The following is a 26,746-nucleotide window of genomic DNA, read 5'->3' as shown; positions in this document are numbered from 1 at the left end:
AAATCGATTGAGCGGATGTTTTGCTATTTGATGATATTAGTTTCTGTCAATTGATGGATTAGACATTGAATCTGAACAGCACAACATCTCCATCTTGCATAATATATTCTTTTCCTTCCAAACGAACTAAACCCTTTTCTTTTGCAGCGACCATATTTCCACCTGATGCAACTAACTCTGCAAAAGAAATCGTCTCTGCTCTAATGAAACCACGTTCAATATCAGAGTGAATCTTTCCGGCAGCTTGTTGTGCCTTTGTACCTTTTCGGATGGTCCAAGCACGAGTTTCCATAGGACCTGCGGTTAAGAAAGAGATAAGACCGAGTAAAGAGTAGCTTGCTTTCACCAACTTGTCCAAACCGGATTCTCCAATTCCAAGGTCTTCCAAGAATAATTTTTTTTCTTCCTCTTCCAATTGCGAAATTTCATATTCCAAACCTGCACAGATAGATACACATTCTGCATTTTCAGATTTTGCAAATTCTGCTACCGCTTTTACATAAGGATTTTCTGAGTTATCGGAAGAAAAGTTATCTTCAGAAACATTTGCAATGTAGATAATTGGTTTGTAGCTTAGTAAGTTCAATGATTTTACAAACGATAATTCTTCATCGTTGAAAGACATAGTTCTTGCAGAGAGAGAATTTTCTAATGTAGATTTGATGCGTTCCATAATCTCCACTTCTTTTTTCAAAGAAGCATCTGCTTTCGCTAATTTTACTGTCTTTTGAATTCTTTTTTCCAACAATTCAATATCAGAAAAAATAAGTTCCAAATTGATGGTTTCAATATCTCTTAGTGGATTAATGTTTCCTTCTACATGGACAATATTGTCATCTTCAAAGCAACGAACGACATGAACAATTGCTTCTACTTCTCTGATATGAGATAAGAATTTGTTTCCAAGTCCTTCCCCTTTGCTGGCACCTTTTACAAGACCGGCAATATCATAAAACTCAATATAGGTGGGTACAATTTTTTTGGATTCATATATTTTCGCTAACACTTCTAATCTTTCATCCGGAACTGAAACAACCCCTACATTCGGTTCGATTGTACAAAACGGATAGTTTGCAGACTCTGCTCCTGCATTTGTAATAGCATTAAACAATGTAGATTTTCCTACATTCGGCAATCCTGCGATTCCTAATTTCATAATAAATAAACATCCTCTCTAAAAAATTAAAATGTATCTATACTGTTTTTTATGGTATCGGCAAGTTCTTTTAGGAGATATGCTGTCAGTCCCCATATAATATCACCGTTATATTCATAAAAATAGGTAGTATATGTTCCTGTTCCAAAAGAATATTTTTGTTTGTTTGGAATTTTATCATAAGGAAAGGTATCAGGTCTTTGAATTGTGATTTTTCCTTCATATGATTTTGGTTTAGTGGCCGTTAAAAAAGAGACAGGTAAAAAAATCAATCTCTCCACTTCTTCTCTATTCGGTTGAAATTCAGATGATTCTGTCGTCGCAAGAAAAGAATACAGGACTTTTCCAAACGGTGGAGTCAAAATGACAAAATCTGAGAGAACGGAAATATACTTTTTGTCAATTCCTAACTCTTCCTCGGTTTCTCGAAGAGCAGACTCTAATCTGCTTGAATCAGATTGCTCTATTTTTCCGCCGGGAAATGAAATTTCTCCTGATTGCGGAATATTAGAAGAACGCTTTTCTAAAACAATATGATATTCATCCTGCCGCTTGACAAAGAGGATGAGGACAGCATACTCTTTTTGATGCATTCCAACAATTTTTGAATTATAATCTTGAAAGATAGAGAATAATTCATCTTTATTGTTCATAATCTCCTCCTCGGTAATTGTTCTAATGATTATATCATAGATTCTAAGATCCCACTTTTCAAATTTTTGTATCATTTTGGTAAGAATATTGAATATCTTACCTGTGAAAGCTCAATCTTTGTATTTTGATATGGTAATATGATATATCATAAGAGATTATATCATAAATTAAAAAAGAATAGGATATAAATATCATGTAATTTCAGTGAAGAGAAAGAGAACGAATTTTTGGGTATCCATTCAAAAAATAGACTATAAAAATTATATCTTTCCTTTACAGAATCTGTTAGAATGATGTTAAAACAGCAATAGGAGGTGCTCTTATGAAGAATAATTACAGTATTTTTTTACAAGGGTTTCGTTTCTTGAAAACAGTCAAACATTTACCTGATTTTTTGTTAGATGATGAGGTAAAGTGGTATAGAAAGTGTAAGGTAATACTATTGCTTTTTTTCATGGCGGCTTATTTGCTCAGCCCGATTGATTTGTTGTGGGACTTTTTATTTTTTGGATTGGGTTATGTAGAGGATATTTTTCTGATTCTTTTTCTTTTGGCATATGTCTGTGATGAGTTGGAACGGTATGCGGAACAAAAAAGTGTTGGAGAAAATCATGGAAATGCTTGTAATTTTAAAAATAAAAAAGACTGTGATATAATTGATGTGGAATTTATCACAAAGGATAAGGATACCAATTGAGACATGAGGTAATCTTTATTTCAATACTGTAAGAACACACAAAAAAATCGATAAAAACACAATCAATCATGTTAGAAATGATACTATGGATTTATGAGGTAGGGAGGAATTTATTTTGAAATATAAGAACAAGTATAATAAGGATTTGATGGAGTTTTTGGATGGAGGCGTTTCTCCTTATCATGCGGTAGAATCTATGAAGAAAAGATTGGAAAAGAGCGGTTATACAGGGTTGGATATCAAAGAGTCATGGTCCTTAAATCGCGGTGGCAAATATTATGTGGATTTGGGGACTACATTGATTGGATTTGCAATAGGAGAAAATGCGGATCGTTTTCGTATCTTAGGCTCCCATACAGACTCTCCGACATTTTTGATTAAACCAAATGCTGATATTCAGTTCAAAAATTATCAAAAATTAAACACGGAAACATATGGCGGACCTATTTTGAATACATGGCTTGACAGACCTCTTTCTGTTGCGGGAAGAGTTGATTTGAAAGGGGATTCTGTCTTTGAAACGAAGGCTGTATTGGTAGATTTTGAGGAACCGGTTGCGATTATTCCAAATGTTGCAATTCACCAAAATAGAATCGTAAATCAGGGATTAGAATTAAACAAACAGAAGGATATGTTACCAATTATCGGATTGTCCGGCAAAAAATTGGAAGAAGAGTATTTTTTGACTCAATTGTCCAAAAAAATTAACTGTAAGAAAGAAGATATTTTGTCTTATGAGTGCTATTTTTATCCTGTCGAAAAAGCATCATTTGTAGGGTTTTTAAAAGAAATGATCAGTTCCGGAAGATTGGACAATTTATCTATGTTCTATACAAATTTTGTTGCTTTGATGGAAACTGAAGCAAAGAACGCGGTAAATGTTGCAGTGGGTTTTGATAACGAAGAAGTAGGAAGCGGTTCTCGTTTGGGAGCAGGTTCTGTGTTGTTATCTACAGTGTTGGAAAGAATTGCTCAATCAATGGGAATAACAGGCGATGATTACTATGCAATGATACAAAAATCATTTATGATTTCTTGCGATATGGCACATGCCATTCATCCTAATACACCTGAAAAGACAGATGTTACCAATCATCCTAAGTTGAATGAAGGACCTGTTATTAAGACTAGTTTCAACAAAAAATATAGCAGTACAAGTTATTCTACCTCCGTGTTTATGCAGTTATGCAAAAAAGCGGGAGTGCCTTGTCAACAGTTTGTGAATCGCTCCGATCAGGCAGGAGGTTCTACCATCGGACCGATTTCCGCTCGTGAATTGGCAATCGAATCCGTAGATATCGGAAACCCAATGTTATCAATGCATTCAAGCAGGGAATTGATGGGTTCAAAAGATACAGAATACTTGGTTTTGGCATTGAAAGTATTTTTCCAAGAATAAAGAATAGTAGTAGTTAGTTGACATAGTTATTTTGGTAAGACAAGGCACATTTTAGAAGTTTGGAGTGTATATTTTGGCAAAGAAAAGAAATGCGGCAGAAAAAAAATCAAATATGAGAAAAAAGACAGGCAAGGAGCAACAAAAATTATCATTTTTTTCTAAACATAAAAAGAATACAAAAAAACAAGGAAAAAATGAAAATTTACTTGCAATCATCATGGTATTTGTGGGAATTTTCGTTTCTCTATCCTTGAATACAGCTTCCATGGGAATTGTAGGGAAAGGAATTCGCTTTTTGTTGTTGGGGATTTTTGGAAAAATAGCACTCCTTCTTTCAATCGGAATGATTGTTTTGGGTGCGGTAAAATTACTATATTATAATCGGTTTACTTTTCAAGACATTCCAACAGGACTGATTCCTTTACTGTTTTTGGATGTGAGTTTGTTTTATGCAAAAATTAATAATTTCATCCTTCCAAAGGGCGAGTATCGCTGGAGTAATGTGAGTAGGGTATTTACAGATTCAGCGGAGAATTTGGGAGTAGGAGTCATTCCATATTCGTTTTTATATCTATTTCATAGATTTTTAGGAGTATGGGGAACTACAATTTTTCTTCTGGCTTTGACCTTATTTATTGTATGGTTCTATTTTGGATTCGGACCGTTACAAATGATTGAAGAAACAGGCGGTGTAGTGAAAGGATTTCGTGCATTTTTTGAAATGATGAAAGAAAAAATAAGCAATTTAATTTTTGAAGAATTGCCTGATGAAGGCGATGATGAACAGAGTGCATTTTTGGAACAGGGAAATTTTGAAAAAAGCTTTGATTACAGTCAGTACGAAAATTATCAATTGAAACCGTTGACAAAGGAGAGTTATACGGAACAGGAAAAGCGTGAAAATATGTTTAAAGTTTTTTTTGGTAGAAATCATCAAACAGACTCTTCAGGGGAAGATTCATTTGAAAAAGAAGAAGATTCGGCTTATCAAGAAGAATCGGATGTTTTGGACAGAAGAGAAGTTTCTGATGATGACGTTCCGTCTAATTTTGAGTACAACAACTTGGAAGAAATCGTTTATCGAAAAGAGCGTGTTAGAAACAGTTCACAGGCTCAAGACGATAGTGAACCGATGGCGGTCAAAAAAGAAAATTCAGGAATTTCGATTATTACAGGAGAAGAACATGAAGAGCTCCAAAAAGAGTACATTCTTCCGCCGTATTGGTTATTGGACAGCCATACAAAATTGCAGAGAAAAAATTCTGATATTCAGCATAAAGCAAAGTTAGTAGAAGATACTTTGAAAATTTTTGCCGTAGAAGCAAGCGTAGTGAATGTTTCTTCCGGTCCGACCATTACAAGGTATGAGTTGCAACCGAAACCGGGAACAAAAGTTTCTAAGATATTAAGTTTATCAGACGATTTGTCACTTGCCTTAGCTGCACAATCGATTCGGATTGAAGCGCCGATTCCGGGAAAATCTCTGATTGGGATTGAGGTTTCTAATGAAGAAACGGAAATCGTAGGATTTAAAAGTGTGGTAACAGATGCACTATTTAGAAATGAATCATCCAAAGTTTCTTTTGTGCTCGGAAAAGATGTCGCTGGCAAAACAAAGATTTCTAATTTAGTAAAAATGCCACATTTATTGGTTGCGGGTTCAACAGGTTCCGGAAAAAGTGTATGTATCAACACTTTGATATGTAGTATTTTGTATCATGCAAAACCGGATGAAGTAAAGTTTATTATGATTGACCCTAAGATGGTCGAATTATCCGTTTACAACGGAATTCCTCATCTGATGATGCCTGTTGTTACCGATATGAAAAAAGCACCCTACGCTTTGAGTTGGGCAGTCGATGAGATGAATCGCAGATATAAAACATTTGCGGAAAATCGTGTAAAGGATATTGATGGATATAACAAAAAAATGCCGGAAGAAAAAATGCCAAGTATCGTTATCATTGTAGATGAGTTGGCTGATTTGATGTTGGTAAGTCCGAAAGAAGTAGAAGATTCCATCTGTCGATTGGCACAGATGGCAAGAGCTTGTGGAATTCATTTAGTGATTGCAACTCAAAGACCATCTGTAGATGTTATCACCGGTTTGATTAAAGCAAACATCCCTTCTCGAATCGCCTTTGCAGTATCCTCTCAAACAGATTCTCGTACGATATTGGATATCGGAGGAGCAGAGAAATTGTTGGGAAAAGGAGATATGCTCTACTATCCAATTGGAATGAGCAAACCGCTTAGAGTACAGGGGGCATTTATTTCAGAGCAGGAAGTGATAAATATTGCGTCTTTTATCAAGGAACAAAATGCACAATCCAAAGAAGAAGAGCAAGAACAGAAAGAGGATGTTGTTTCACAAATTCAAGAAAAGATGCAACAACAACTTCAAGAAGAGGAAGTGGATGACCTTTATCAAGATATTGTAGATTTTGCAATTGAAAACGGAAAAGTATCAACTTCTCTGATTCAAAGAAAATTCAGGATAGGGTATAACAGGGCATCTCGAATTATGGATTATATGGAAGAAAAGGGGATTGTAGCCGCAAGTGACGGTGTGAGACCAAGAAATGTATTGGTTGATGGAAGCGATACTTTGAGAGGAAATAATAATGGGGACGAATTGGAATAAAGTATTTATTACAACAATGGGATGTGCAAAAAATTGGGTTGATTCTGAGAATATGCTTGGAATTATGGAGTCTGAAGGTTTGACTCAAACTTTAGATGTTGAAGAAGCGGAGATAGGAATTGTCAACACATGTGGGTTTATTGACAGTGCTAAGGAAGAGTCTATACAGGAAATTTTGTCATTGGCACAGTATAAGGAAATAGGGAATTTGAAAAAGTTGATTGTTACCGGATGTTTGGCACAGAGATATTCCAAAGAGTTGATGGAAGAAATTCCTGAAATTGATTTTATTTTGGGAACAACAAGTTTTCCTCAAATTATGAGTGCAATCAAAATGACAGAATTGGGGAAACGGGACAGTTTGTTGGAAGATATCAATTTGAATTTATCAGAGAATATGGAAAGAACACAACTGACAGAAGAGTATTATGCCTATCTTAAAATAGCAGAGGGTTGTGATAATCTTTGTACCTACTGTATTATTCCGAAATTAAGAGGAAAGTATCGTAGCAGACAAAAAGAAGATATTGTGGAAGAGTCAAAAAAATTAGCAGAATCCGGAGTGAAAGAATTGATTGTGATTGCACAGGACACCACAAAATATGGGATAGATTTATATGGGAAAAAATCATTGGGAGAGTTGTTGAAAGAGCTGGACAATGTGAAAGGCTTGCATTGGATTCGTGTATTGTATTCTTATCCGGAAGACATTGATGATGAGTTTATTTTGGCAGTGAAGAACTCCAAAAAAATCATCCCTTATTTCGATATGCCGATTCAACATTGTTCAGATACAGTGCTCAAGAGAATGAATCGTCATACATCAAAGCAAGAATTGTATGATAAAGTGAATCAGATTCGAACACAGATACCGAATGCAGTTCTAAGAACAACTCTAATTACAGGATTTCCGGGAGAAACGAGAGAAGAGTTTGAAGAATTAAAACAATTTGTGCAAGAAGTTAAATTCGATAGGTTGGGAGTATTTGCATTTTCACAAGAAGAGGGAACACCTGCAGCAAAAATGAAAGATCAGATTGAAGAGCAAGAAAAAGAAAATCGTCGTGCTGAAATTATGAATATCCAACAGGCAGTTTCTTTTGAAAAAAACCAATCTTTCTTAAATCAAACAGTGGAAGTATTGATTGAAGAAGAAGTAGAGCAAGGAGTTTATGTGGGAAGAAGCAAAAGAGATATGGTGGAAATAGACGGAGTTGTCTATGTTCATACAGACAGAGAGCTGGAAATAGGATCATTTGTATCAGTAGAAATAGACGATTTTATGGAATATGATTTAATTGGGAGGGCAGTATCATGAATACACCAAACAAACTGACTGTTTTGAGACTATTATTGGTGCTGGTATTTTTTGTGGTGGCTTATTTTGAAAGAAGCAAAGAAGTGTATCTTTTTGCAACCGTTGTATATAGTGTTGCCTCTGCGACAGATTTTTTGGATGGATACCTTGCCAGAAAATATAATTTGGTAACAGATTTTGGAAAATTTATGGATCCGCTTGCTGACAAAGTATTGGTTGCAGCAGCCATGATTTTTTTGGTGCAAGTAGGAAGATTGCCTGCTTTTCTCGTTGTAGTAATTGTTGCAAGAGAATATGCAATCAGCATCTTAAGAGCCATTGCTTCCAGTCAGGGAACGGTGATTGCAGCAGCAAAGGGTGGAAAAATCAAGACAGTAACACAAATGATAGGAACAATTTTATTGTTGTTAAATATTACTATAATCGGTTTGCCGATAATGTATATTGCCTTAATTGCTACGATATACTCCGGTGGGGAATACATCTATAATAGTCGTCATTTAATTTCAGAAAAATAAAAAAAATCTTGTTTGTTTTTATAACAGACAAGATTTTTTTGTATAATTTGAATAATATTACAAAAAAATAAAAGCAATATCAATACAAAAATGAAAAAAGTTTTTCGTTTGACCCATCACAGATAAACACTCGCTCTTTCCAAAATACGGTGCAAGTTGCTCCGGCGATTCATAAGGATTTTGCACAAATGATTCAAAATGAAATCAATAACGAAAAATTCGAATATGAAGTGATTAAGGACAAGGATTCACTCAATAGAGTGAATCAAACAATTCAAATAGAGGGATTGGATAAACAGTTGTATTTGTTGGAATCTAAACTTGATGAGGGCAAACGCTTTACAAAAAATGATATTATTATCGGTGAGAGATTGATTCAAAAGTATATCAAGGTGGAAGACAGTGAAAAAGCAATGCAAGCAGTTGCTTTGACTGCTGAAGTAGGAACACAAGCTGGACAGATGGTACAGGCTATGTTTATGATGATAAAGCTAACTCCTGAAGGGCAATTGATGGCTTTGAATCGTATCGCACAAAAACTGACGAATGATTATGTAAAGCCGGAAGAAAGAGAAATTACTGTATCTATATCAAGGACACAGGATATTTTTTATAGAGAGAAAATTTCAATCAGAGTGAATACATATTATCGTTATTGTTAATTATTATTATTTTTGATTGACAAAAAGCTTGAATAGGAATAGAATAAATAACGAAAATAGGAATTATTCCTATTTTTATTTTTGAAAATATAGTTATCATAAAGGAGTAGGGAAATGAAAAGATTTTGGAATAAAGCACTTACAGTTGCTTTGATTACAACAATGGGACTATCTGTGTTTGCGGGTTGCGGAACAGCAGAAAAAACGGAACCAAACAATACAGAGGGGAAGAAATTACAGGTATATACCAGTTTTTACCCGATGTATGATTTTACAAGCAAAATTGCCGGTGACAAGGTAGATGTAATCAATTTAGTTCCTTCCGGTACTGAACCGCATGACTGGGAACCAAGTACAGAAGATATTGCAAATTTAGAAAAAGCTGATATGCTTATTTATAACGGTGCAGGTATGGAACATTGGGTAGAAGATGTGACAAAATCATTGAGTAATAAGGATATCGTGTTGGTAGAAGCGTCTGAAGGACTTGATTTGATGGAAGGGCATCATCACCACGATGATGAAGGTGAAGAAACACATGACCATGAAAGTGAAGAAGCGCATGAGCATGAGGGAGAAGATGCGACTGAACATGAACACAGTTTAGATCCTCATGTTTGGACAAGTATTAAAAATGCAAAGAAAGAAATGGAAAACATCAAAAATGCTTTGGTAAAGGCAGATGCAGCGAATGCTGAATATTATGAAGCTAACTTCAAAATGTATAGTGAAAAATTTGATGAGTTGGATAAAAAGTATGAAACGGAAATTGCAAAACTTCCAAATAAAAATATTGTAGTGTCTCATGAAGCGTTTGGGTATTTATGTAAAGAATATGGATTGACACAAGTAGGAATTGAAGGGTTATCTCCTGATTCTGAACCGAATCCAAAAAGAATGGCTGAGATAGTGGAATTTGTGGAAGAACACAATGTAAAAGTTATCTTTTTTGAAGAGTTGGTAAGCCCTAAAGTGGCAGAATCTGTTGCAAAAGAAACAGGGGCGACAACAGATGTATTAAATCCGATTGAAGGTCTTACAGAAGAGCAACTGAAAGAAGGAAATGATTATATTTCTATTATGGAACAAAATCTGAATTCCATTGTGAAAGCACTACAATAAGAAAGGTGTAGACGAGTGAACGAAATTATTTCTTTAGATAATGTCACATTTGGTTATGAAAAGGAAACAGTGTTGGAAAACCTGGATATGAAAATATATGAAGGAGATTTAATCGGCATCATGGGAGAAAATGGTGCCGGTAAAAGCACTTTGATTAAACTGGTCTTGGGGCAGTTGGAACCGTGGCATGGAAGCGTCATGATGAACGGAAAAAAAGTCAGCAAGTATGATGTGCAAAACGGAATCGGCTATGTTCCGCAAAGAGCTTCAGGTAAAAACTCTGGGTTTCCGGCAACGGCTGAAGAGATTGTTATGCTAAATCTCTTTCGGGACATAGGTTTCTTAAAAAGACCGAAAAAGCATCATTATCAAATGGTTCATAATGCATTAAGAATGGTAGAGATGGAAGAGTATGCAAATCGTTTGATTTACAAAATGTCCGGCGGACAACAACAGAGAGTAATGATAGCAAAGGCGTTGGTGAACAATCCGAATATTTTGTTGCTTGATGAACCGACAACGGGAATTGATAGAAAATCTACCGAACAGTTGATGCATTTGCTCCATCATATCAACTGTCACCATAAGATAACAATCGTTGTGATTAGCCATGATGTGTCTGTTTTGAAGAATGTTTCAAATCGTATATTTTTATTAGAGGATAAACGGGCAGTAGAAAGAAAAGGGGAATGGTAACATGGAAATGTTTCAATATGCATTTATGCAAAAAGCCTTTATTGTAGGAATTATGCTTTCTGTTATCATCCCATGTGTAGGTATTATTGTAATTCTCAGAAGGTTATCCATGATAGGAGATGCACTTTCACATGCGTCACTGGCAGGAGTAGCAACAGGGTTGATATTAAACTTCAATCCTGTGCTGGGTGCAATTGCAACAGCGGTTATTGGGGCATTAGGGATTGAATTTATCAGAAAAAAAATCCCTAAGTATTCCGAGATGTCTATTGCAATTATTATGTCAGGCGGAGTAGGGTTGGCAGCGATTCTCTCAGGATATGTAAAAAATTCTGCTAATTTTAACAGTTTTTTATTTGGTAGCATTGTTTCTATCAGTGACTTTGAGTTGTATTTTGTTATCGCTGTAAGCATCGCTGTATTTTGTTGCTTTTTATTGTTATATAAAGAATTGTTGCACATCGCATTCGATGAAGAAAGTGCAATTTTGGCAGGAGTTCCTGTTCGTTTTGTTACCTTTTTATTTACAATTTTGACAGGATTAACGATTTCTATTTCAGCCAGAATTGTAGGAGCATTGATTGTTTCTTCCATGATGGTAATTCCGGGTGCTTGTGCAATGGAATTTGCAAAGAGTTATAAACAAACGGTGATATATTCTATTTGTTTTGCAATATTCTTTCATGTTGTAGGACTGATTCTCGCTTATCAATTTGCGATGAAACCGGGTGGTACTATTGTATTGACAGGGATTTTGACACTGTTGTCAATCTTTGCAATCAAATATATTTTGAAAAAAACGACTACAAGATAAATAGGTATCATGATTGTCCAACGTTCTCAATTTTATGATTTAAAGTAATGCAATAGAACAGTATTGTAAAGATATTCTAACGAAATTTGTTGAATGGTTCAAAAAATAAAATGATTCTGTAATTCAAATAAAAGAGGGGGTGTCCCTCTTTTTCACATAGGATAAATTTAGGATAGTTTTGTGAAACGGCATACAAATATGATATGATTATGTAAAAATACAGGATATCTGTTTGTAAGATGCTATAAATGTATTCTGTAAAATGCTGAAACAATACATTTTTCTAATCGAAAATTATGGAAATGAAAGAGGCGATGTGCTATGAGCATAAAGTTGGTCAGAATAGGTGTTAATGACGCGGAAAAATTATGGACAATGCAAGTTCAAGCGTTTCAAAAATTATTGGACAAATATCAAGATTTAGAAACCAATCCGGCAAATGAAACAAAAGAAAAAATCAAGACGAAATTACTTCAAAAACAGACCTTCTTTTATTACATTTATGAGGGAAATGATATCGTTGGTGCGATTCGAGTAATTGATAAAAAAGATGGAAGCAGAAAGAGGGTAGCGCCGTTGTTTATCATGGAGAAGTTTCGTAATAAAGGTTTAGCACAAAAAGCTTTCTGCGAAATAGAAAGAATTCATGGTAAAGACAATTGGGAGCTTGATACAATCTTTCAAGAAAAAGGAAACTGCTATTTATATGAAAAATTAGGATATATTAGGATAGGAGAGATTGATAGAATAAACGATAGAATGGATATTGTTCACTATATAAAAAATTAGCAAACTTTCAGTTATCTAAGCAAATACCAAATGTAACATAGTATTCAAGGGACTGTAAATTAAAAAAATTTCTGTTTTTGGTTGTTCAAAACGAAAAAATAAAGGTCAGTTCAGAAGGTTTTCTGATATGAAGAAGGAATGGTATGACACCGTTGAATTTCAGAGATAAAAATTGACATTTGTGAGGGTGATAATATGTCAAAAGTAGGTACAGGCAATATAATAGAGGATAATAAAAATGCAACAAATCAAAGTTTTCTTTATTTTATGCATGAAGAAAATATATTTGATGAAAAGTCTTTTTCCGAGCTATACAACTATATCAATAAATTGGACAGCGTAAGTCTTGCTGAACTAAAGGACTTATATTTTATTCAAAATCAAATCATGAGACATCTTGTTTATCATTTTGATGAAGATGATTTTAGCAATATCAGTAATCTTCCGGCAACATACTGGAAGTATATTGATCTGTTAGATAATGCTATACAGAAGCTCCCTGTCATTTAGTTATAAACAGATTGATATATTGTATTATTTCGGTTCTAAAAAACAAGATTTGTTTATCTCAAATATTTTTTCATAACAACTGCCTTGCTTTTTTTATTTCCCCAGCTCAGGACTATCTCTTCTGCTTCCTCAAATCCATGTTTTTTCCAAAAAGAAACCAAATTTTTTTGGTAATCGTTCACAACATCAATTCGAATAGAATCCCTTTTATCTTGTATCATTTTTGATTCAAAGCAGGAATACAGACTGCTGCCTGTACCGTTTCCCTGTAAATCTTTTGATAACATAATCAGTGAAAGATATACCTCTTGTTCTAATTTATAGTCCAATATTCCTTGTATGGTTACATTTTCCTGATTTACGATTACAGAAGGACGAAAACCGAGTTTTCTCATAGTCGAGATTTCTTGTATCATAAATGTTTCATCTACTGATTTTACCCCTAAATGATGGAATAAAAATTGGTAGTTAGAATTATAAATATCGACTATAGCCTTTATATCCTTCTCCTGCACATCACGAATCATATATTTTGACATAGGTGTTTTCTCCTAAAACTTCAGTTTGTTTATCATATTTTTTCTTTATTGATAGGATTCAATCTCTTCCCTTTTCATACCGGTAAGTTCTGTTATCCATAATCCCACTATATCAGAAAGTACAGAATCACAGACATATTCATTTTCACCATCAATATATTTACAGGAAAATATCGGTTCCCTTGTTGCAGATTGATAAAACTTCATTGCAAATTCGTCCAATTTGTCAGGATGAAAAGGAAGTGATAGGGTTTCTGCAATTTTGCTGCGTGTTTTGTCCCAATCCTCATTTTTAGCAATGTAATTCTCTCTCGTTTTTGATAAATATCCTGCGCAAAAAGATTTTAGTAAAGCATGATTTTTATAAAGATACTTACAATTAAAATCAGAAATACATCCTGCATGGAGTAAGAATATCAGTAACTCCTCCAAGGTTTCTGCAACTCTTCCGACATCACCTTCACTACTGATAAATCCTATGCTGTCATCTTCAAGAAACACAAATTCACCTCCACTTCCGTCTTGAGCGAATGCTTTGCACGGTATGGAGTAGATTTCATGATTGTTTGAAAATGCTACCTGTTGAATTTTGTCATAAAAATAAATATCACACTCACGCATGAGTAGGGTATTCAGTTCATTATTTTGTTGTATATGTTTGAGTAAATCCATTGTGTTTTCTCCTTTTACATAAGTTTATTATTGGTCAGTATTCAAAGATATTTTATTGCAATTATCAGTATCTGATATCAACTGCTTTTTATAATACATCCGGTTACAGTATATCATTTTTAAGATATTGTTTCTATCGTAAAAAACAGCATTTATTTTTATACTTAACCACTGGTTAAAGTTATCATAAAAAATTTACTTTTTTCAAGTTCCGGTATATCTTATTATCTTTTTCATAATCATACATTATTTCTACATTTTACAATAGTATTTAGTATGAATGGTATGTTACTTAAGTTGTTTGTACGATTTTTCGGAGAGTTTCTATGTTGCATTGTTATGAATTTGCTCATTTATCCTTTGGAAATTAGTAAAAAATATTTTTAGGCAAGGATATTTTTTGTCGGTATTCAGAAATTTTAAATTTATTTTGTGAAAAGAAGTTACTTCCGTTTCCTATTTACCTCAAAATTTGACGGAAAGACAGTTGGAAAAGTATGATTTCAGTATAATAATATCATATCTTTCGATGACTTATTTATCTGAAAAACAAAACGGGCATAAGGGAAGGATAATTGTTTTGAGGAAATGAGTTGTTTTTTGCAGTGTATTGGATAGATTGCATTCTGTAATATAGTTTAACAATCAATGATAAAATGCATGATATAACGGAATAAGAAACCTTCTTTATGATATTGTATGTAATTCCATTCTAATATATAATGGAAATGTAATTATGATGAGTATAACTGAGATAAAATAATAGTTTGAGGAGAAGAGTACGATGTTTAGTATGACAGGTTACGGTAGAGCAACAGCAGAAAATACACTTTGTTCTATCACAATAGAGATGAAGTCAATTAACAATCGATATTTGGATATCTATGTAAGAATGCCTAGACAAATTATGAGATTAGAAGAAAAAGTAAAGGATATGATAAAGCAGGAAATTCAGCGTGGAAAGTTGGATGTGTTCGTTACTTTGATATTGAAAGATGGTGTTGACAAGAAACTGACACTAAATAGAAGATTGGCAGAAGAGTATATAACGATTGCACGGGAAGTAGAAAATCGATTTTCTCTCAGTGGGGGAATCAGAACAATGGATTTGTTGAAATTTCCGGATGTGATTGCGGTTGCAGAGAATGAATTTGACGAACAGGAGATTTTGGAATTGTTGAATACAGCTACTCGTCAAGCGGTTTCGGAAATGGTTGAAATGAGAAAAAAAGAAGGTCAAGCTTTATCGAAAGATATTTCAGCCAGATGTAAGATTCTGTCAGAGAACATTCTTCATATTGAAAGTTTTGCAGATACTTTGGAAGAGGAATATCAAGAAAAGTTGATGGAGAAGATGACTGTTTTATTACAGAAGATGAGTCAAAATATTGATGAACAAAGAATCATACAAGAGGCGGCAATTTTGGCGGACAGAAGTTCTATTACGGAAGAAATCATTCGTTTTAAGAGCCATATTGCACAATTGCTTGACAGTTTAGAAAAATCGGAACCGATTGGCAGAAAGTTAGATTTTATTATTCAGGAGATGAATCGTGAAGTAAATACAATCGGCTCCAAATCGGACAAAATTAATATTTTAGATAAGGTTGTTATGTTAAAGAGTGAATTGGAAAAGATTAGGGAACAAGTACAAAATATAGAATAGCATGGAGTAGATTGATGAAGAAAAAAGGACTGTTGATTGTGCTTTCGGGACCATCCGGAAGCGGAAAAGGAACGATTTGTAAAAGGTTTTTGGAGAAAAATGAAAAAGTAGGACTTTCTATTTCGGCAACAACGAGAGCTCCAAGGGATGGAGAGGTAGACGGAACACATTATTTTTTTATAGATAAGCCCAAATTTGAAGAAATGATTGAGAAACAGGAACTTTTGGAATATGTTCATGTATTCGATAACTATTACGGCACTCCTAAAAAGTATGTGGAAGATAAAATTGAATCCGGAGATGATGTTATTTTAGAAATTGAGATTGAGGGAGCAATGAATATCAAAGCAAGTTATCCGGATGCAGTTCTTATTTTTGTATTGCCACCGACGATTGAAGAATTGAAGAGAAGAATTTGTAGTCGTGGAACAGAAACTATGGAGCAGATAGATAAGAGGTTAGATCGTTCCATTCGTGAAATCAGTGAAATTGAACAGTATTCATATTTTATTGTGAATGATGATTTGGAATACTCCGTAAAAGAGTTGGAAGCAATTGTTTTGGCAGAAAAAAACAGGGTTTCCAGATATACGAAACAGATTCATGAACTTTATCAAGATTATGAAAATGGGATGAAGGAATATTCGAAATAGAGATATGAAATACTTGAAGGAGAATGGATATGGAAAAAAATATTGTTGTGGGTGTGAGCGGAGGCATTGCAGCATATAAAGCTTGTGATGTGGTATCCAAGCTAAAAAAACAAGGCTTTAAGATAGATGTTATCATGACAAAGAATGCACAGGAATTTGTCTCGCCTTTGACGTTTCAGACATTGAGTAATCAAACGGTGGTGACGGACATGTTTGAAACACCTTCCGATTGGAATGTGGAGCATATTGAATTAGCAAAAAAAGCAGATGTGTTTGTGATTGTGCCTGCTACTGCTAATATTATAGGAAAAATTGCTAACGGCATAGCGGATGATATGATTACTACCACGATTATGGCAACTGAAGCGAAAAAAGTAATTGTACCTGCTATGAATACAAAGATGTATCACAATCCGATTGTTCAAGAGAACATTTTGAAATTGAAAAGACATGGATATTATTTTATTGAACCGGTTTCAGGATTATTGGCTTGCGGAGATACGGGAAAAGGTAAAATGGAAGATCCTACGGTGATTGTAGAGGAATTGTGTTTGATAGCAAATCAAACGAAAGAGATGGCCGGCTGTAAAGTTACCGTTACAGCGGGAGCAACGACAGAAGATATCGATCCGGTCAGATATCTTACAAATCGTTCTACCGGTAAAATGGGATATGCGATTGCAGAGCAAGCTATTCTAAAGGGTGCAACAGTTGTTTTAATTTCAGGAAAAACAAATTTAAAACCACCGCGAGGACTGTCGAAGTTTATTGAAGTTCGTTCTGCGGAAGAGATGTACCAAGAGGTAAAACGAGAATTCTTTGATACGGATATCTTGATTAAAGCAGCAGCGGTAGCAGATTTTACACCGAAGGTTTTTGCTAAAAACAAAATCAAAAAGCAAGATGAAAATTTGGTAATTGATTTGAAACGTACAAAAGATATTGCCTTTGAGATGGGACAATTAAAGAAATCCAATCAGGTGATGGTGGGATTTGCAGCAGAAACAGAGAGTGTCTTAGAACATGCTGTTCAAAAATTAAAAAAGAAAAATTTGGATTTTATTGTGTCAAATGATTTAACGAAATCCGGAGCAGGGTTTGGAACAGATACAAATATTGTGAATTTTTTATTTCCGGACGGAGAAATTGAAAAATATGATTTGATGCAAAAAAAAGAAGTGGCAGATAGAATTTTGGAAAAAGCGCATACAATTTTGCAAAATAGAAAGTGATGGTTACAATGTTTGAATTTGAAAAACCAATTTTATATAAGGCAGTGATTCACACATTAAACAAATATCAGGCAGTTCCGACTTTTTCTACCTTTGAGATAGATAGAGAAGAAGAGATGACCTATGATTTTTTGTTGAAACATATTAACTCCTTGTACCATTCTCGTGAAATGAAATGGGCAAGGTTTCAGGAAGACAGTGTAGTAGATTGCATGATGACAGACTTAGATCAAAATTTAGACGCCTTTATGGAAGTAACAAAAGATATTTCAAGTTTGCTTCATCAGGTAATTTATGAAAATTCTTCCACATTACCTTCTTGTGATTTGGCATTTGTTTTGTTTGAAATGAGTGAATTGTTGTATTTTGGATGTTTTAAGTGGAATCATAAAAGATTTTTTGTTCGAGGAAAAGAGCAGACAAGAGATGGAAACATTTGGAAATTAGCTAATACAGAAGATTTGTACTTGGCGAATCGAACAAAGGTAGATGAAGGTTTTTTGATTCATTTGAAACATAAAGACATTGCCTTAATTGATCGAAAATACATCATCAATTCAGATGAAGTTCAACTTTTAGGAGATATGGTCCTAAAAAGTGATGCAGGGTTCTCTGAAAAAGAAAAATTTCAAGAATTCAAGGAAATTACAACAAATTTGGAAGATAAATTCGTTGGAGAAGATTTCAGTCAAAAAGCGCAGGTGAAAAAAGCGGTTTTAGACAGTGTGTTTGAAAAGGGAAGTGTCCATATCCCAACTGTTATTGAACAGGCTTTTGAAGAAAAGAGTGAACTGAAAAATATCTATGAAAATGCATTTCAAAAAGCAAATCTTTGGAATGAAGAGATTGTGATACCGGAAACAACATTAAAGAAAAACTATCAAAAACAACATATCATAACGGATGAAGGAATCGAAGTGAATATACCGGTACACTTAGTAAATGAAACAGACACGGTGGAGTTTGTTTTGGAGGAAAACGGAAAGTGGTCTATTGTGATAAAAAATATTGATATGATGAAAGAAAAATAAGAAACAGGAGGGACAGAAATGTTAGAGATTGGCGGGATTTTGTTAACGGAAGAGCAAATTCAAGAAAAGGTAAAAGAGTTGGCAAAACAGGTAGAAAAAGAGTTTGCAGGAGAGGAACTCTATGTGGTCGGAATATTGAAAGGTGCCTGTATTTTTGTGTCAGATTTGATAAGACATATTGATTTGGATGTGAAGATTGATTTTATGTCTTTATCAAGCTATGGGATGTCTTTAGAAAGCTCCGGAGTTGTGAAGATTATCAAAGACTTAGATATGGATGTTGAAGACAAAAATGTTTTGATTGTAGAGGATATTATTGATACCGGATTAACGATAGATTATTTAAAAAATTATCTTTATGCCAGAAAATGCAAAAAATTGAAGATTTGTACTTTGTTGGATAAACCGGAAGGTAGAAAATGCGATGTAAAAGCGGATTTTACAGGATTTCATTTGCCGGATGAATTTATTATAGGATATGGAATCGACTGCCAAGAAAGTTATAGAAATCTTCCGTACATTGCCTTTGTAAATCAAGATAAGTAAAGCCTTTGTAAATCAAGATAAGTAAATTTTCTTAACAAAAAATCGTATCGAAAGCGTCAGATTGTTTCGGTGATTTTTCCGTAAAAGATGCAAAAGAAAATATTACGTTTGGCAAAATTGTAAAATTTGGATTATAATGAGGTGTCGTAGAATACTTATAGGAATATGGACAATTTATTTTTCAAAAAAACAACATATTTTTTATATATTCTTATGATATTTTTATTATAATGGAGTATAAGGAAGAAAGGAGGGAATTTAGATGTTGAAAAAAATACTGTCTGTAGTTATCACTTTAATTGGGATTGCGTTGGGGTTAACATTGTTCTTTTTTTTGAAAAACGCTACTGATATATTTCCGAGTGGGGTAGTGGCAACAACTGTGTTGGCAATTAGTACGATTATTGTTTTTGGAATTATTTTTTCTTTATTAGCACCTATTTTTATTAATCTCAGTTTGTCCATCACAACAAAGATAGAAAAAGAATTTTCTCAATTCAAAACTGTAGATATTCTAACCAGTTCATTAGGCGGAATTATCGGGTTGATTATTGCATATTTTATCGGCACTATTGTCCAAAAAATTCCCGTGGTAGGGGTTCCGATTTCAGCATTTTTCTACATCTTCATGTTGTATTTAGGGATAAAAATTTCTTTGAAGAGAAAAGAAGATATCTTATCTCTGTTTGTACCATCTAATTGGTCTACGACAAAAAATAAGGATCAAAGTATGATTGCTGAAACAGTTAGACCCAAAATTTTGGATACAAGTGTCATTATCGATGGAAGAATAGCAGATATTGCCAAGACGGGATTTATCGAAGGGAAATTAATTGTTCCAAGCTTTGTTTTGGAGGAATTGAGACATATTGCGGATTCCTCGGATGATTTAAAAAGAACAAAAGGAAGAAGAGGCTTGGATATTCTTAATTCTATGCAAGCAGAGTTGAAATTGCAGTTTGAAATTACAGAAAAAGATTTTGACACAGTAAAAGAAGTGGATATGAAACTATTGAAACTTGCTGAAGAATTGGGTGGAATTGTATTAACAAATGATTTTAATTTGAATAAAGTAGCAAAATTTCAGGGAGTAAAAGTTTTAAATATCAATGAATTATCCAATGCAGTAAAGCCGATTTTTTTGCCGGGCGAAGTCTTGGATGTTACTGTTATCAAAGAAGGAAAAGAAATGAATCAAGGTGTTGCTTATTTGGAAGATGGAACGATGATTGTTGTAGAAGGTGCAAAAAAAATGGTTGGAATGCAAAAGACAGTGATTGTGACATCGGTTCTTCAAACAGCAGCCGGAAGAATGATTTTTGCAAAACCGATGGAGAAATAGAATTAGAGGAGTTAGTATGAAAAACAGGATTCAAGATGCAATATTTTTGGGGATTGATTTTCAAGAGAGATTGATGCAGGCGGTTTATGAATCAGAGAAAATAATTAAGAATGAAATGATTTTGCGTGAATTGGCAAAATATTATGATGTTCCCATAATGTTTACAGAGCAATATCCAAAAGGTTTGGGTTCTACTGTAGAAGTGCTGAGACAATATCAAACGGAAGAAAATACTTTTTCGAAAGTAGTTTTTTCAGCTTATTCTGACATTCAAGAGAGAGTGGAGGAACTTCATCGAAGAACAATTATTTTATCAGGTTCAGAAACCCATATTTGTGTTTATCAAACTGTGAAAGATTTGTTGAAACATGGATATTCTGTAATGATTGTATCAGATGCGGTGTCTTCTCGAACATTGGAGAATAAAGAGATTGCCCTACAGCAAATGGAAAAGTTAGGTGCAACTATTGTAAGTACAGAAATGTTGGTGTTTGAATTTTTAGAAACGGCGACGTCACCTTATTTCAAACACTTTTCTAAATTAATAAAGTGATAGAAAGTAAGAGAGTTTTCTTTGAGTATCCAGGAAAACTCTTTTTTGTATCTATCTTCATTTGTCTGAAAAAGGGAGGTTTGTTGAAGGAAGAATTTTTTGTCCGAAAATTTTAGTTTATAAAATATTGTCTTTTTGCAGGTCGGATAATAGAGTGAATAAAGATTGAAAAAACTAATGTTAAAAATCGGTAAAATAATAGGTATAGACATTTTATTTATGATATAATAATGTGCTGGAAATAGAATTTACAGTAAATAGAATCAGGAGTTGTTATGATAGAAAATTTGAAGGGAAAAGATTTCAAAAAAGAACTTGTTTTAAAAGGAATTTTGATTTCGTTTGCCATATTATTTTACTTTTTTATAAAAAATATACCTTTTGCACTTGAAAAAATTAGACTTTTTTTGAATACAATGAATCCTTTTATTTATGGAATGGTGATTGCATACTTGATGTTTCGGCCCGTATGTTTTATTGAGCGACAGTTGTTTCGATTGTTTAAGAGGAATGAAAAGTATCGTCAACTTTGTCGGAATTTATCTATTTTTTTTGTATTTTTGATGACTTTCGGATTTTTGATTTTTATTGGGAATGTATTTATTCCACAGTTAGTGGAAAGTCTGACTGTTTTGACTGAAAAAATACCGGAGTATATTAAGCAATTTGAAACTTTTTGGAAAAATGTTGTTCAAAATCAAAAAATTTTACATCAACTGAAGTCTTTTGGTTTTACTAACATCTCTCAGTATAAGGTTGATTTTTGGGAAAATCTGAATCAGAAAACAATTAAATTTTTCCAATTTTTGATTCCAAGTGTTATTTCTATTTCGGGAAGTTTCACCGGGAAAATAGTAAATATTCTTATGGGAATTATTGTATCCATCTACTTGTTGAGCGGAAAAGAAGTTTTTGAAGCGCAGAGCAAAAAAGTATTGTACGGAATCTTTCCAAACAAAGTGGTGAATAACATACTACAAATTATTGCCTTGACAAATGAAACTTTTCAAAATTATATTGGTGGTCAGATTACGGATGCGGTTGTACTGGGAATTATCACTTTTATTTGTATGTTGATACTTCGGTTGCCTATGGCGTTTATGATTAGTTTTTTGGTGATGGTTTGTAATGTAATACCGATGATTGGATCTATTTTGAGTGGAATCATAGGTATTTTTCTGATTCTTGTCATCAGTCCGTCTCAAGCAATTGTTTTTGCAATTTTAATTCTTGTGTTGCAACAGGTTGATGGAAATATTCTTTTGCCGAGGATTGTCGGTGATTCGACGGGATTGTCGGGATTTTGGGTATTTCTTGCCATCTTTTTGGGCGGAGTCATCGGAGGTTTGCCGGCTATGGTTGTTTCGGTTCCTGTTATGGCAGTAGTGTATACTTTGGTAAAAGAACAAGTGGAACAACGATTGAGAAGTAAGCAAATGCCTGTCGTAACGGAGGAATATTTTATTAAGGGAGAATAGCATCATGTTGCATATAGAGAAGATAAATGTAAAATCATAAAATGATAAGGAGTCAAGTATGAGTTTGTTGACAGTAAAAAATGTAAGTCATGGATTTGGTGGAAGATCTATTTTGGAGGATGTATCTTTTCGATTGTTGAAAGGTGAACATGTTGCCTTGATTGGAGCGAACGGAGAGGGCAAATCTACTTTTATGAACATTATTACAGGACATTTGATGCCGGATGAGGGCACGGTAGACTGGTCAAATCGCGTTGAGGTTGGTTATTTAGATCAACATAGCGTGTTGGAATATGGAACAACCATTCGAGAAAATTTGAGATTGGCTTTTTCACATATGTATGAGTTGGAAGAAGAGTTGAATGTAATTTATGATAAGATGGGTTCAGCTAATGAAGAAGAATTAAATCGATTGATGGATGAGTCTGCGGAGATTCAGACCATTTTAGAAGATAGCGGATTCTATGTTTTGGATGCTAAAATCGAAGAGGTAGCAGGTGGATTGGGATTAAGAGATATCGGTTTGGATAAGATGGTTAACGATTTGAGCGGAGGTCAGCGTTCCAAGGTATTGTTGACTAAATTATTATTGCAAAATCCGACTATTTTGTTGTTGGATGAGCCGACCAACTATTTGGATTTTGAACATATCGAGTGGTTAAAGAGATTTTTGAGTGAATACGAAAATGCTTTTATTTTGATTTCTCACGACATCCCGTTTATCAATGCAGTAACAAATATTATTTATCATGTGGAAAATGGATATTTAAGTCGTTATGTAGGAAATTACGATGAGTTTCAAAGATTGTACGAGTTGAAGAAATTGCAACATGAAAAAGCCTACGAAAAGCAGCAGAAAGAGGTTGAGAGATTAGAGGACTTTATTGCCAGAAATAAAGCGAGGATTTCCACTACCGGTCGTGCCAAAAGTAGGATGAAACAATTAGATCGTATGGATATGATAGAAAAACCGAAAGAGAAGATAAAGCCTACTTTTTCGTTCAGAGAGTCAAGAACACCGTCAAAAGTGGTAATTGAAGCGAAAGGTTTGGTTCTTGGGTACGATGAACCCTTGACTAAGGCATTTGATCTTGAAATTGAACGTAATAAAAAAATTGCAATTAAGGGTGTTAATGGGATTGGAAAATCTACATTGTTACGCACTTTGCTTGGAAAACAAAAACCTCTGGCAGGCGAAATTCATTTAGGACAACATGTTGAAGTCGGATATTTTGAGCAAGAAGACAATAAGAAGAACACAAATACAGCAGTAGAAGAAGTGTGGAACGCGTTTCCATCTATGACAAATCATGAAATCAGATTGGAGTTGGCACGCTGTGGACTTACCAATGAGCATATAACCTCTCAGATGATGGTGTTGTCAGGCGGAGAGAATGCAAAAGTGCGATTGTGTAAGGTCATGTTGGAAGAAATTAATCTGTTGGTGTTGGACGAACCGACAAATCACTTGGATGTAGAAGCAAAGGATGAGCTTAAGAGGGCATTAAAAGAGTTTAGGGGAACAGTTCTTTTGGTTTCCCATGATCCTGAATTTTATGATGGAGTAGTGGATTCTATTTTGAATGCAGAAGAATGGTCAACAAAAATTCTTTAATCGCATTAAATGAAATTTTTCGTTAAAGAAATGGGTATTAACATAGAAGATAGAGTAAGTGTATATAAAAAATATGGTGGATATTTGATATGAAAATAGGAATCTTAGAAATTACATTATTGTTGTATGAAGTAAATTCTTTGAAAGAAAAGAGAATTATTTTGAAGAGTTTGATTCAAAAGTTAAAAAACAGATATAATATTTCTATTTCTGAGATATCTTACAATGATGTTTGGAAAAATGCAAAGATAGGGATAGCAGCTGTTTCAAACAGTAAATCTCATTTAGATTCCACATTAGACCATATTCTTGATTTTATTGATACAGATGGTAGAATGGAAATGATTGATGTAAAAAGAGAGGTTATATTGTGAACAAAGCAAGAAAAATAGTTTCTGTTCTTCAAGAGTTGTATCCGGAAGCAAAGTGTGAGTTGAATTATCGGACACCATATGAGTTGCTTATCGCAACGATGTTGAGTGCACAGTCAACAGACAAGCGTGTTAATATTATTACAAAAGATTTATTTGCGAGCTACAATACACCGGACAAGATGGTGTCTCTCTCAGAAGGAGAGTTGATTGAGCTTATTCGTACAATCGGCTTTTACAATAATAAAGCGAAAAATATCTTGATGACTTCTCATATTTTGTTAGAAAAATATGGTGGAGAGGTTCCGAAAACAAGAGAAGAATTGGTAAAATTACCGGGAGTCGGCAGAAAAACTGCAAATGTTGTTATCAGCAATGCTTTTGGAATTCCTGCTTTTGCTGTAGATACACATGTCGGAAGAGTTACAAATAGGTTAGGGTTGACAAAATCCAAAAATCCAAATCAGATTGAGATTGATGTAACATCACAGTTACCAAAAAAGCTATACACACAAGCACATCATTTATTTATTTTTCATGGAAGAAAGTGTTGTAAAGCGATTCGGCCACTTTGTGATAGCTGTCCGTTGACAGTAAACTGTACCTATTACAAACAAAATAAACAAGAAAGATGATAAGAAGGAAGTGTTGTTATGAAAAAAATGGTGGGTATAGCAGTAGGAGTCATTGTAATTGGAATTGCCGGAGTGGTTTACTTGAATCACTACATGCAAAAAGACATCATTTATTCAAATGTATTTATCAATGAAGTTCCTGTTGAAAATATGACAAAGCAGGAAGCGTTAAACACTGTATCTCAAAAGGAGAGATTTCAATCAGCTGTGTTTCAATTCCAAGATAGGGAATTTAGATATCCTGTAGAAGAGTTGGGATTTTCATTCAATTATGAAGATGCAGTAGAGCAAGCATATTCTATAGGAAAAGAAGGAACTTTTTTTGATCGCATAAAAAGTATTTTTTCATTGAAAGTATTACAACAGAAGCAAAATATTACATTACAATATAGGGAAGACAGTTCCAAATTAGAAGAAAAAGCATCAGAAATAAATGGGAAAATTTATCAACAAGCACAAGATGCGACGATTTCGGTGGAAACTAATTTTGAAATCACACCGGAAGTTGTTGGAAGAAAAGTGGAGTTGGATAAAATAGAAGGTCTTGTGAAACAAAATTTGAAATCGAATGAAGATATTGTGATTTCTTTACCGGTAAAAGAAGTAATCCCTAAAGTAAAAAAAGAGGATTTGGAGCATATCAATGGCAAATTAGGTCAATTCTCCACTCGATTTAATAGCTCTTTAACGGGAAGAACAGAAAATATTCGTATGGCTACAAGCACTATTAACTCAACTATTTTAATGCCCGGAGAAGAATTTTCTTTTAATAAAAAAACAGGAAACAGAGGACTTTCTGATGGATATAGGGAAGCGTCAATTATTTTGAACGGAAAATATGAAAAAGGTGTTGCGGGGGGAGTGTGTCAGGTATCCACTACTCTATACAATGCGGCACTATATTCCGGATTGGAGATTACACACCGTCAAAATCACTCTATACCGGCATCTTATGTTGATATCGGAAGAGACGCTGCCGTTGTTTCGGGAGATTTTGACTTGAAATTCAAAAATCCTTATGATTATCCGGTTCTTTTAAAAGGTTTTGTTTCCGGAAACTATGTAACTTTTCAAGTATACGGAGATGTTTCTCAGGCTCCGAAAGTCGTGTTGTCTTCTAAGGTGGTCAGCAGTATTCCGAAAAAAGTCATATACCGAAACGATCCTACTTTGCCAATGGGACAAGAGGTGGTAGAAGAGCCCGGAAGACCTGATATTCGCTCCGTCACATATATGAATGTGAATGGTGAAAGTAAAATTATTAACCGGGACCGATATCCGGGAAAAACGGAAGTAATAAGACGTGGAACGAAACCGGTGGATTCAACGGATAATCCGGATGCTACACCGGGCATGTTACCTTCACCTACAAATGAGGGAAATGGTCAGAGCAGTATTGTAGGATGAGAATAAAAAACGGGGGATGTTTTTGGA

At 34.2% G+C, this 26,746-nt stretch carries 27 protein-coding genes; 23 read left to right on the top strand and 4 right to left on the bottom strand.

From position 1 onward, the window contains the following. Positions 1 to 58: 58 nt before the first annotated feature. Positions 59 to 1,156, bottom strand: coding sequence for a redox-regulated ATPase YchF (gene ychF / locus HMPREF0389_RS02950; RefSeq protein WP_014262245.1), 1,098 nt, complete (start codon positions 1,154 to 1,156; stop codon positions 59 to 61). A gap of 26 nt (positions 1,157 to 1,182) precedes the next feature. Then, a complete protein-coding gene (locus HMPREF0389_RS02945; protein WP_014262244.1) occupies positions 1,183 to 1,809 on the bottom strand; it encodes an NUDIX hydrolase in 627 nt (208 codons plus the stop codon). Positions 1,810 to 2,132: 323 nt separating this feature from the next. Between HMPREF0389_RS02945 and HMPREF0389_RS02940 the strand changes: the two genes are divergently transcribed. The 11 genes from HMPREF0389_RS02940 (at position 2,133) to HMPREF0389_RS02890 (ending at position 12,979) form a co-directional block, all read left to right on the top strand. Further along, a complete protein-coding gene (locus HMPREF0389_RS02940) occupies positions 2,133 to 2,507 on the top strand; it encodes a YkvA family protein (protein WP_014262243.1) in 375 nt (124 codons plus the stop codon). A 115-nt stretch (positions 2,508 to 2,622) separates the two neighbouring features. Then, entirely contained in the window at positions 2,623 to 3,906 is a 1,284-nt protein-coding gene (locus HMPREF0389_RS02935) for a M18 family aminopeptidase (protein ID WP_014262242.1), read from the top strand. A gap of 73 nt (positions 3,907 to 3,979) precedes the next feature. After that, positions 3,980 to 6,550, top strand: a complete 2,571-nt coding sequence (locus tag HMPREF0389_RS02930) for an FtsK/SpoIIIE family DNA translocase (RefSeq protein ID WP_014262241.1) — start codon at positions 3,980 to 3,982, stop codon at positions 6,548 to 6,550. Next, positions 6,531 to 7,868, top strand: coding sequence for a 30S ribosomal protein S12 methylthiotransferase RimO (gene rimO / locus HMPREF0389_RS02925; protein ID WP_014262240.1), 1,338 nt, complete (start codon positions 6,531 to 6,533; stop codon positions 7,866 to 7,868). Before HMPREF0389_RS02930 ends, rimO begins: the two co-directional genes overlap by 20 nt. After that, complete coding sequence (gene pgsA / locus HMPREF0389_RS02920; RefSeq protein WP_014262239.1) at positions 7,865 to 8,386, top strand: CDP-diacylglycerol--glycerol-3-phosphate 3-phosphatidyltransferase; 522 nt, start codon at positions 7,865 to 7,867, stop codon at positions 8,384 to 8,386. The genes rimO and pgsA overlap by 4 nt, the downstream gene beginning before the upstream one ends. 188 nt (positions 8,387 to 8,574) lie before the next feature. After that, a complete protein-coding gene (locus tag HMPREF0389_RS02915; RefSeq protein WP_041250770.1) occupies positions 8,575 to 9,048 on the top strand; it encodes a hypothetical protein in 474 nt (157 codons plus the stop codon). 114 nt (positions 9,049 to 9,162) lie between these two features. Beyond that, entirely contained in the window at positions 9,163 to 10,170 is a 1,008-nt protein-coding gene (locus HMPREF0389_RS02910; protein ID WP_014262237.1) for a metal ABC transporter substrate-binding protein, read from the top strand. 15 nt (positions 10,171 to 10,185) lie between these two features. Then, positions 10,186 to 10,866, top strand: a complete 681-nt coding sequence (locus HMPREF0389_RS02905) for a metal ABC transporter ATP-binding protein (protein WP_014262236.1) — start codon at positions 10,186 to 10,188, stop codon at positions 10,864 to 10,866. Positions 10,867 to 10,873: 7 nt separating this feature from the next. Next, a complete protein-coding gene (locus HMPREF0389_RS02900; protein WP_408610227.1) occupies positions 10,874 to 11,680 on the top strand; it encodes a metal ABC transporter permease in 807 nt (268 codons plus the stop codon). 321 nt (positions 11,681 to 12,001) lie between these two features. Further along, on the top strand, positions 12,002 to 12,469 hold the full coding sequence (locus tag HMPREF0389_RS02895) for a GNAT family N-acetyltransferase (protein WP_014262234.1): 468 nt from the start codon (positions 12,002 to 12,004) through the stop codon (positions 12,467 to 12,469). A 195-nt stretch (positions 12,470 to 12,664) separates the two neighbouring features. Then, positions 12,665 to 12,979, top strand: coding sequence for a hypothetical protein (locus tag HMPREF0389_RS02890; protein ID WP_014262233.1), 315 nt, complete (start codon positions 12,665 to 12,667; stop codon positions 12,977 to 12,979). Between the two features lie 53 nt (positions 12,980 to 13,032). Here HMPREF0389_RS02890 and HMPREF0389_RS02885 read toward each other — a convergent pair whose 3' ends face one another. Together HMPREF0389_RS02885 and HMPREF0389_RS02880 are read right to left on the bottom strand one after the other, a co-directional pair. Beyond that, positions 13,033 to 13,518, bottom strand: coding sequence for a GNAT family N-acetyltransferase (locus HMPREF0389_RS02885; protein ID WP_014262232.1), 486 nt, complete (start codon positions 13,516 to 13,518; stop codon positions 13,033 to 13,035). 45 nt (positions 13,519 to 13,563) lie between these two features. Then, positions 13,564 to 14,190 carry a hypothetical protein gene (locus HMPREF0389_RS02880; RefSeq protein WP_014262231.1) on the bottom strand — a complete coding sequence of 209 codons (627 nt, stop codon included), beginning with the start codon at positions 14,188 to 14,190 and terminating at the stop codon, positions 13,564 to 13,566. Between the two features lie 784 nt (positions 14,191 to 14,974). On the opposite strand from HMPREF0389_RS02880, the gene HMPREF0389_RS02875 reads away from it, so the two are divergent. The 12 genes from HMPREF0389_RS02875 (at position 14,975) to HMPREF0389_RS02820 (ending at position 26,719) form a co-directional block, all read left to right on the top strand. Further along, positions 14,975 to 15,856 carry a YicC/YloC family endoribonuclease gene (locus HMPREF0389_RS02875; protein WP_014262230.1) on the top strand — a complete coding sequence of 294 codons (882 nt, stop codon included), beginning with the start codon at positions 14,975 to 14,977 and terminating at the stop codon, positions 15,854 to 15,856. A 14-nt stretch (positions 15,857 to 15,870) separates the two neighbouring features. After that, on the top strand, positions 15,871 to 16,509 hold the full coding sequence (gmk, locus tag HMPREF0389_RS02870) for a guanylate kinase (protein ID WP_014262229.1): 639 nt from the start codon (positions 15,871 to 15,873) through the stop codon (positions 16,507 to 16,509). Positions 16,510 to 16,532: 23 nt separating this feature from the next. Beyond that, positions 16,533 to 17,741: a bifunctional phosphopantothenoylcysteine decarboxylase/phosphopantothenate--cysteine ligase CoaBC gene (gene coaBC, locus HMPREF0389_RS02865; RefSeq protein ID WP_041250769.1), complete on the top strand. Its 1,209-nt coding sequence runs from the start codon at positions 16,533 to 16,535 to the stop codon at positions 17,739 to 17,741. An 8-nt stretch (positions 17,742 to 17,749) separates the two neighbouring features. Continuing rightward, complete coding sequence (locus tag HMPREF0389_RS02860; RefSeq protein ID WP_014262227.1) at positions 17,750 to 18,772, top strand: nucleoid-associated protein; 1,023 nt, start codon at positions 17,750 to 17,752, stop codon at positions 18,770 to 18,772. An 18-nt stretch (positions 18,773 to 18,790) separates the two neighbouring features. Then, the gene (gene hpt / locus HMPREF0389_RS02855; RefSeq protein ID WP_014262226.1) at positions 18,791 to 19,318 is read left to right on the top strand and encodes a hypoxanthine phosphoribosyltransferase; all 528 of its coding nucleotides are present in this window, start codon (positions 18,791 to 18,793) and stop codon (positions 19,316 to 19,318) included. A 262-nt stretch (positions 19,319 to 19,580) separates the two neighbouring features. After that, positions 19,581 to 20,660, top strand: coding sequence for a PIN/TRAM domain-containing protein (locus tag HMPREF0389_RS02850; RefSeq protein WP_014262225.1), 1,080 nt, complete (start codon positions 19,581 to 19,583; stop codon positions 20,658 to 20,660). A 16-nt stretch (positions 20,661 to 20,676) separates the two neighbouring features. After that, positions 20,677 to 21,213, top strand: a complete 537-nt coding sequence (locus HMPREF0389_RS02845; RefSeq protein WP_014262224.1) for an isochorismatase family protein — start codon at positions 20,677 to 20,679, stop codon at positions 21,211 to 21,213. A 275-nt stretch (positions 21,214 to 21,488) separates the two neighbouring features. After that, complete coding sequence (locus HMPREF0389_RS02840) at positions 21,489 to 22,691, top strand: AI-2E family transporter (RefSeq protein ID WP_014262223.1); 1,203 nt, start codon at positions 21,489 to 21,491, stop codon at positions 22,689 to 22,691. Positions 22,692 to 22,749: 58 nt separating this feature from the next. Further along, positions 22,750 to 24,306, top strand: coding sequence for an ABC-F family ATP-binding cassette domain-containing protein (locus HMPREF0389_RS02835; protein WP_014262222.1), 1,557 nt, complete (start codon positions 22,750 to 22,752; stop codon positions 24,304 to 24,306). Between the two features lie 89 nt (positions 24,307 to 24,395). Continuing rightward, complete coding sequence (locus HMPREF0389_RS02830; protein ID WP_014262221.1) at positions 24,396 to 24,680, top strand: DUF503 domain-containing protein; 285 nt, start codon at positions 24,396 to 24,398, stop codon at positions 24,678 to 24,680. After that, complete coding sequence (nth, locus tag HMPREF0389_RS02825) at positions 24,677 to 25,312, top strand: endonuclease III (RefSeq protein WP_014262220.1); 636 nt, start codon at positions 24,677 to 24,679, stop codon at positions 25,310 to 25,312. The genes HMPREF0389_RS02830 and nth overlap by 4 nt, the downstream gene beginning before the upstream one ends. Before the next feature lie 18 nt (positions 25,313 to 25,330). Further along, entirely contained in the window at positions 25,331 to 26,719 is a 1,389-nt protein-coding gene (locus HMPREF0389_RS02820; RefSeq protein ID WP_014262219.1) for a VanW family protein, read from the top strand. The last annotated feature ends 27 nt before the right edge of the window (positions 26,720 to 26,746 follow it).

Origin of the sequence: Filifactor alocis ATCC 35896, assembly GCF_000163895.2 — a bacterium.
Lineage (GTDB): Bacteria > Bacillota > Clostridia > Peptostreptococcales > Filifactoraceae > Filifactor > Filifactor alocis.
The sequence above is the reverse complement of the archived record's forward strand: the minus strand, read 5'-3'. Positions and strand labels throughout refer to the sequence as shown.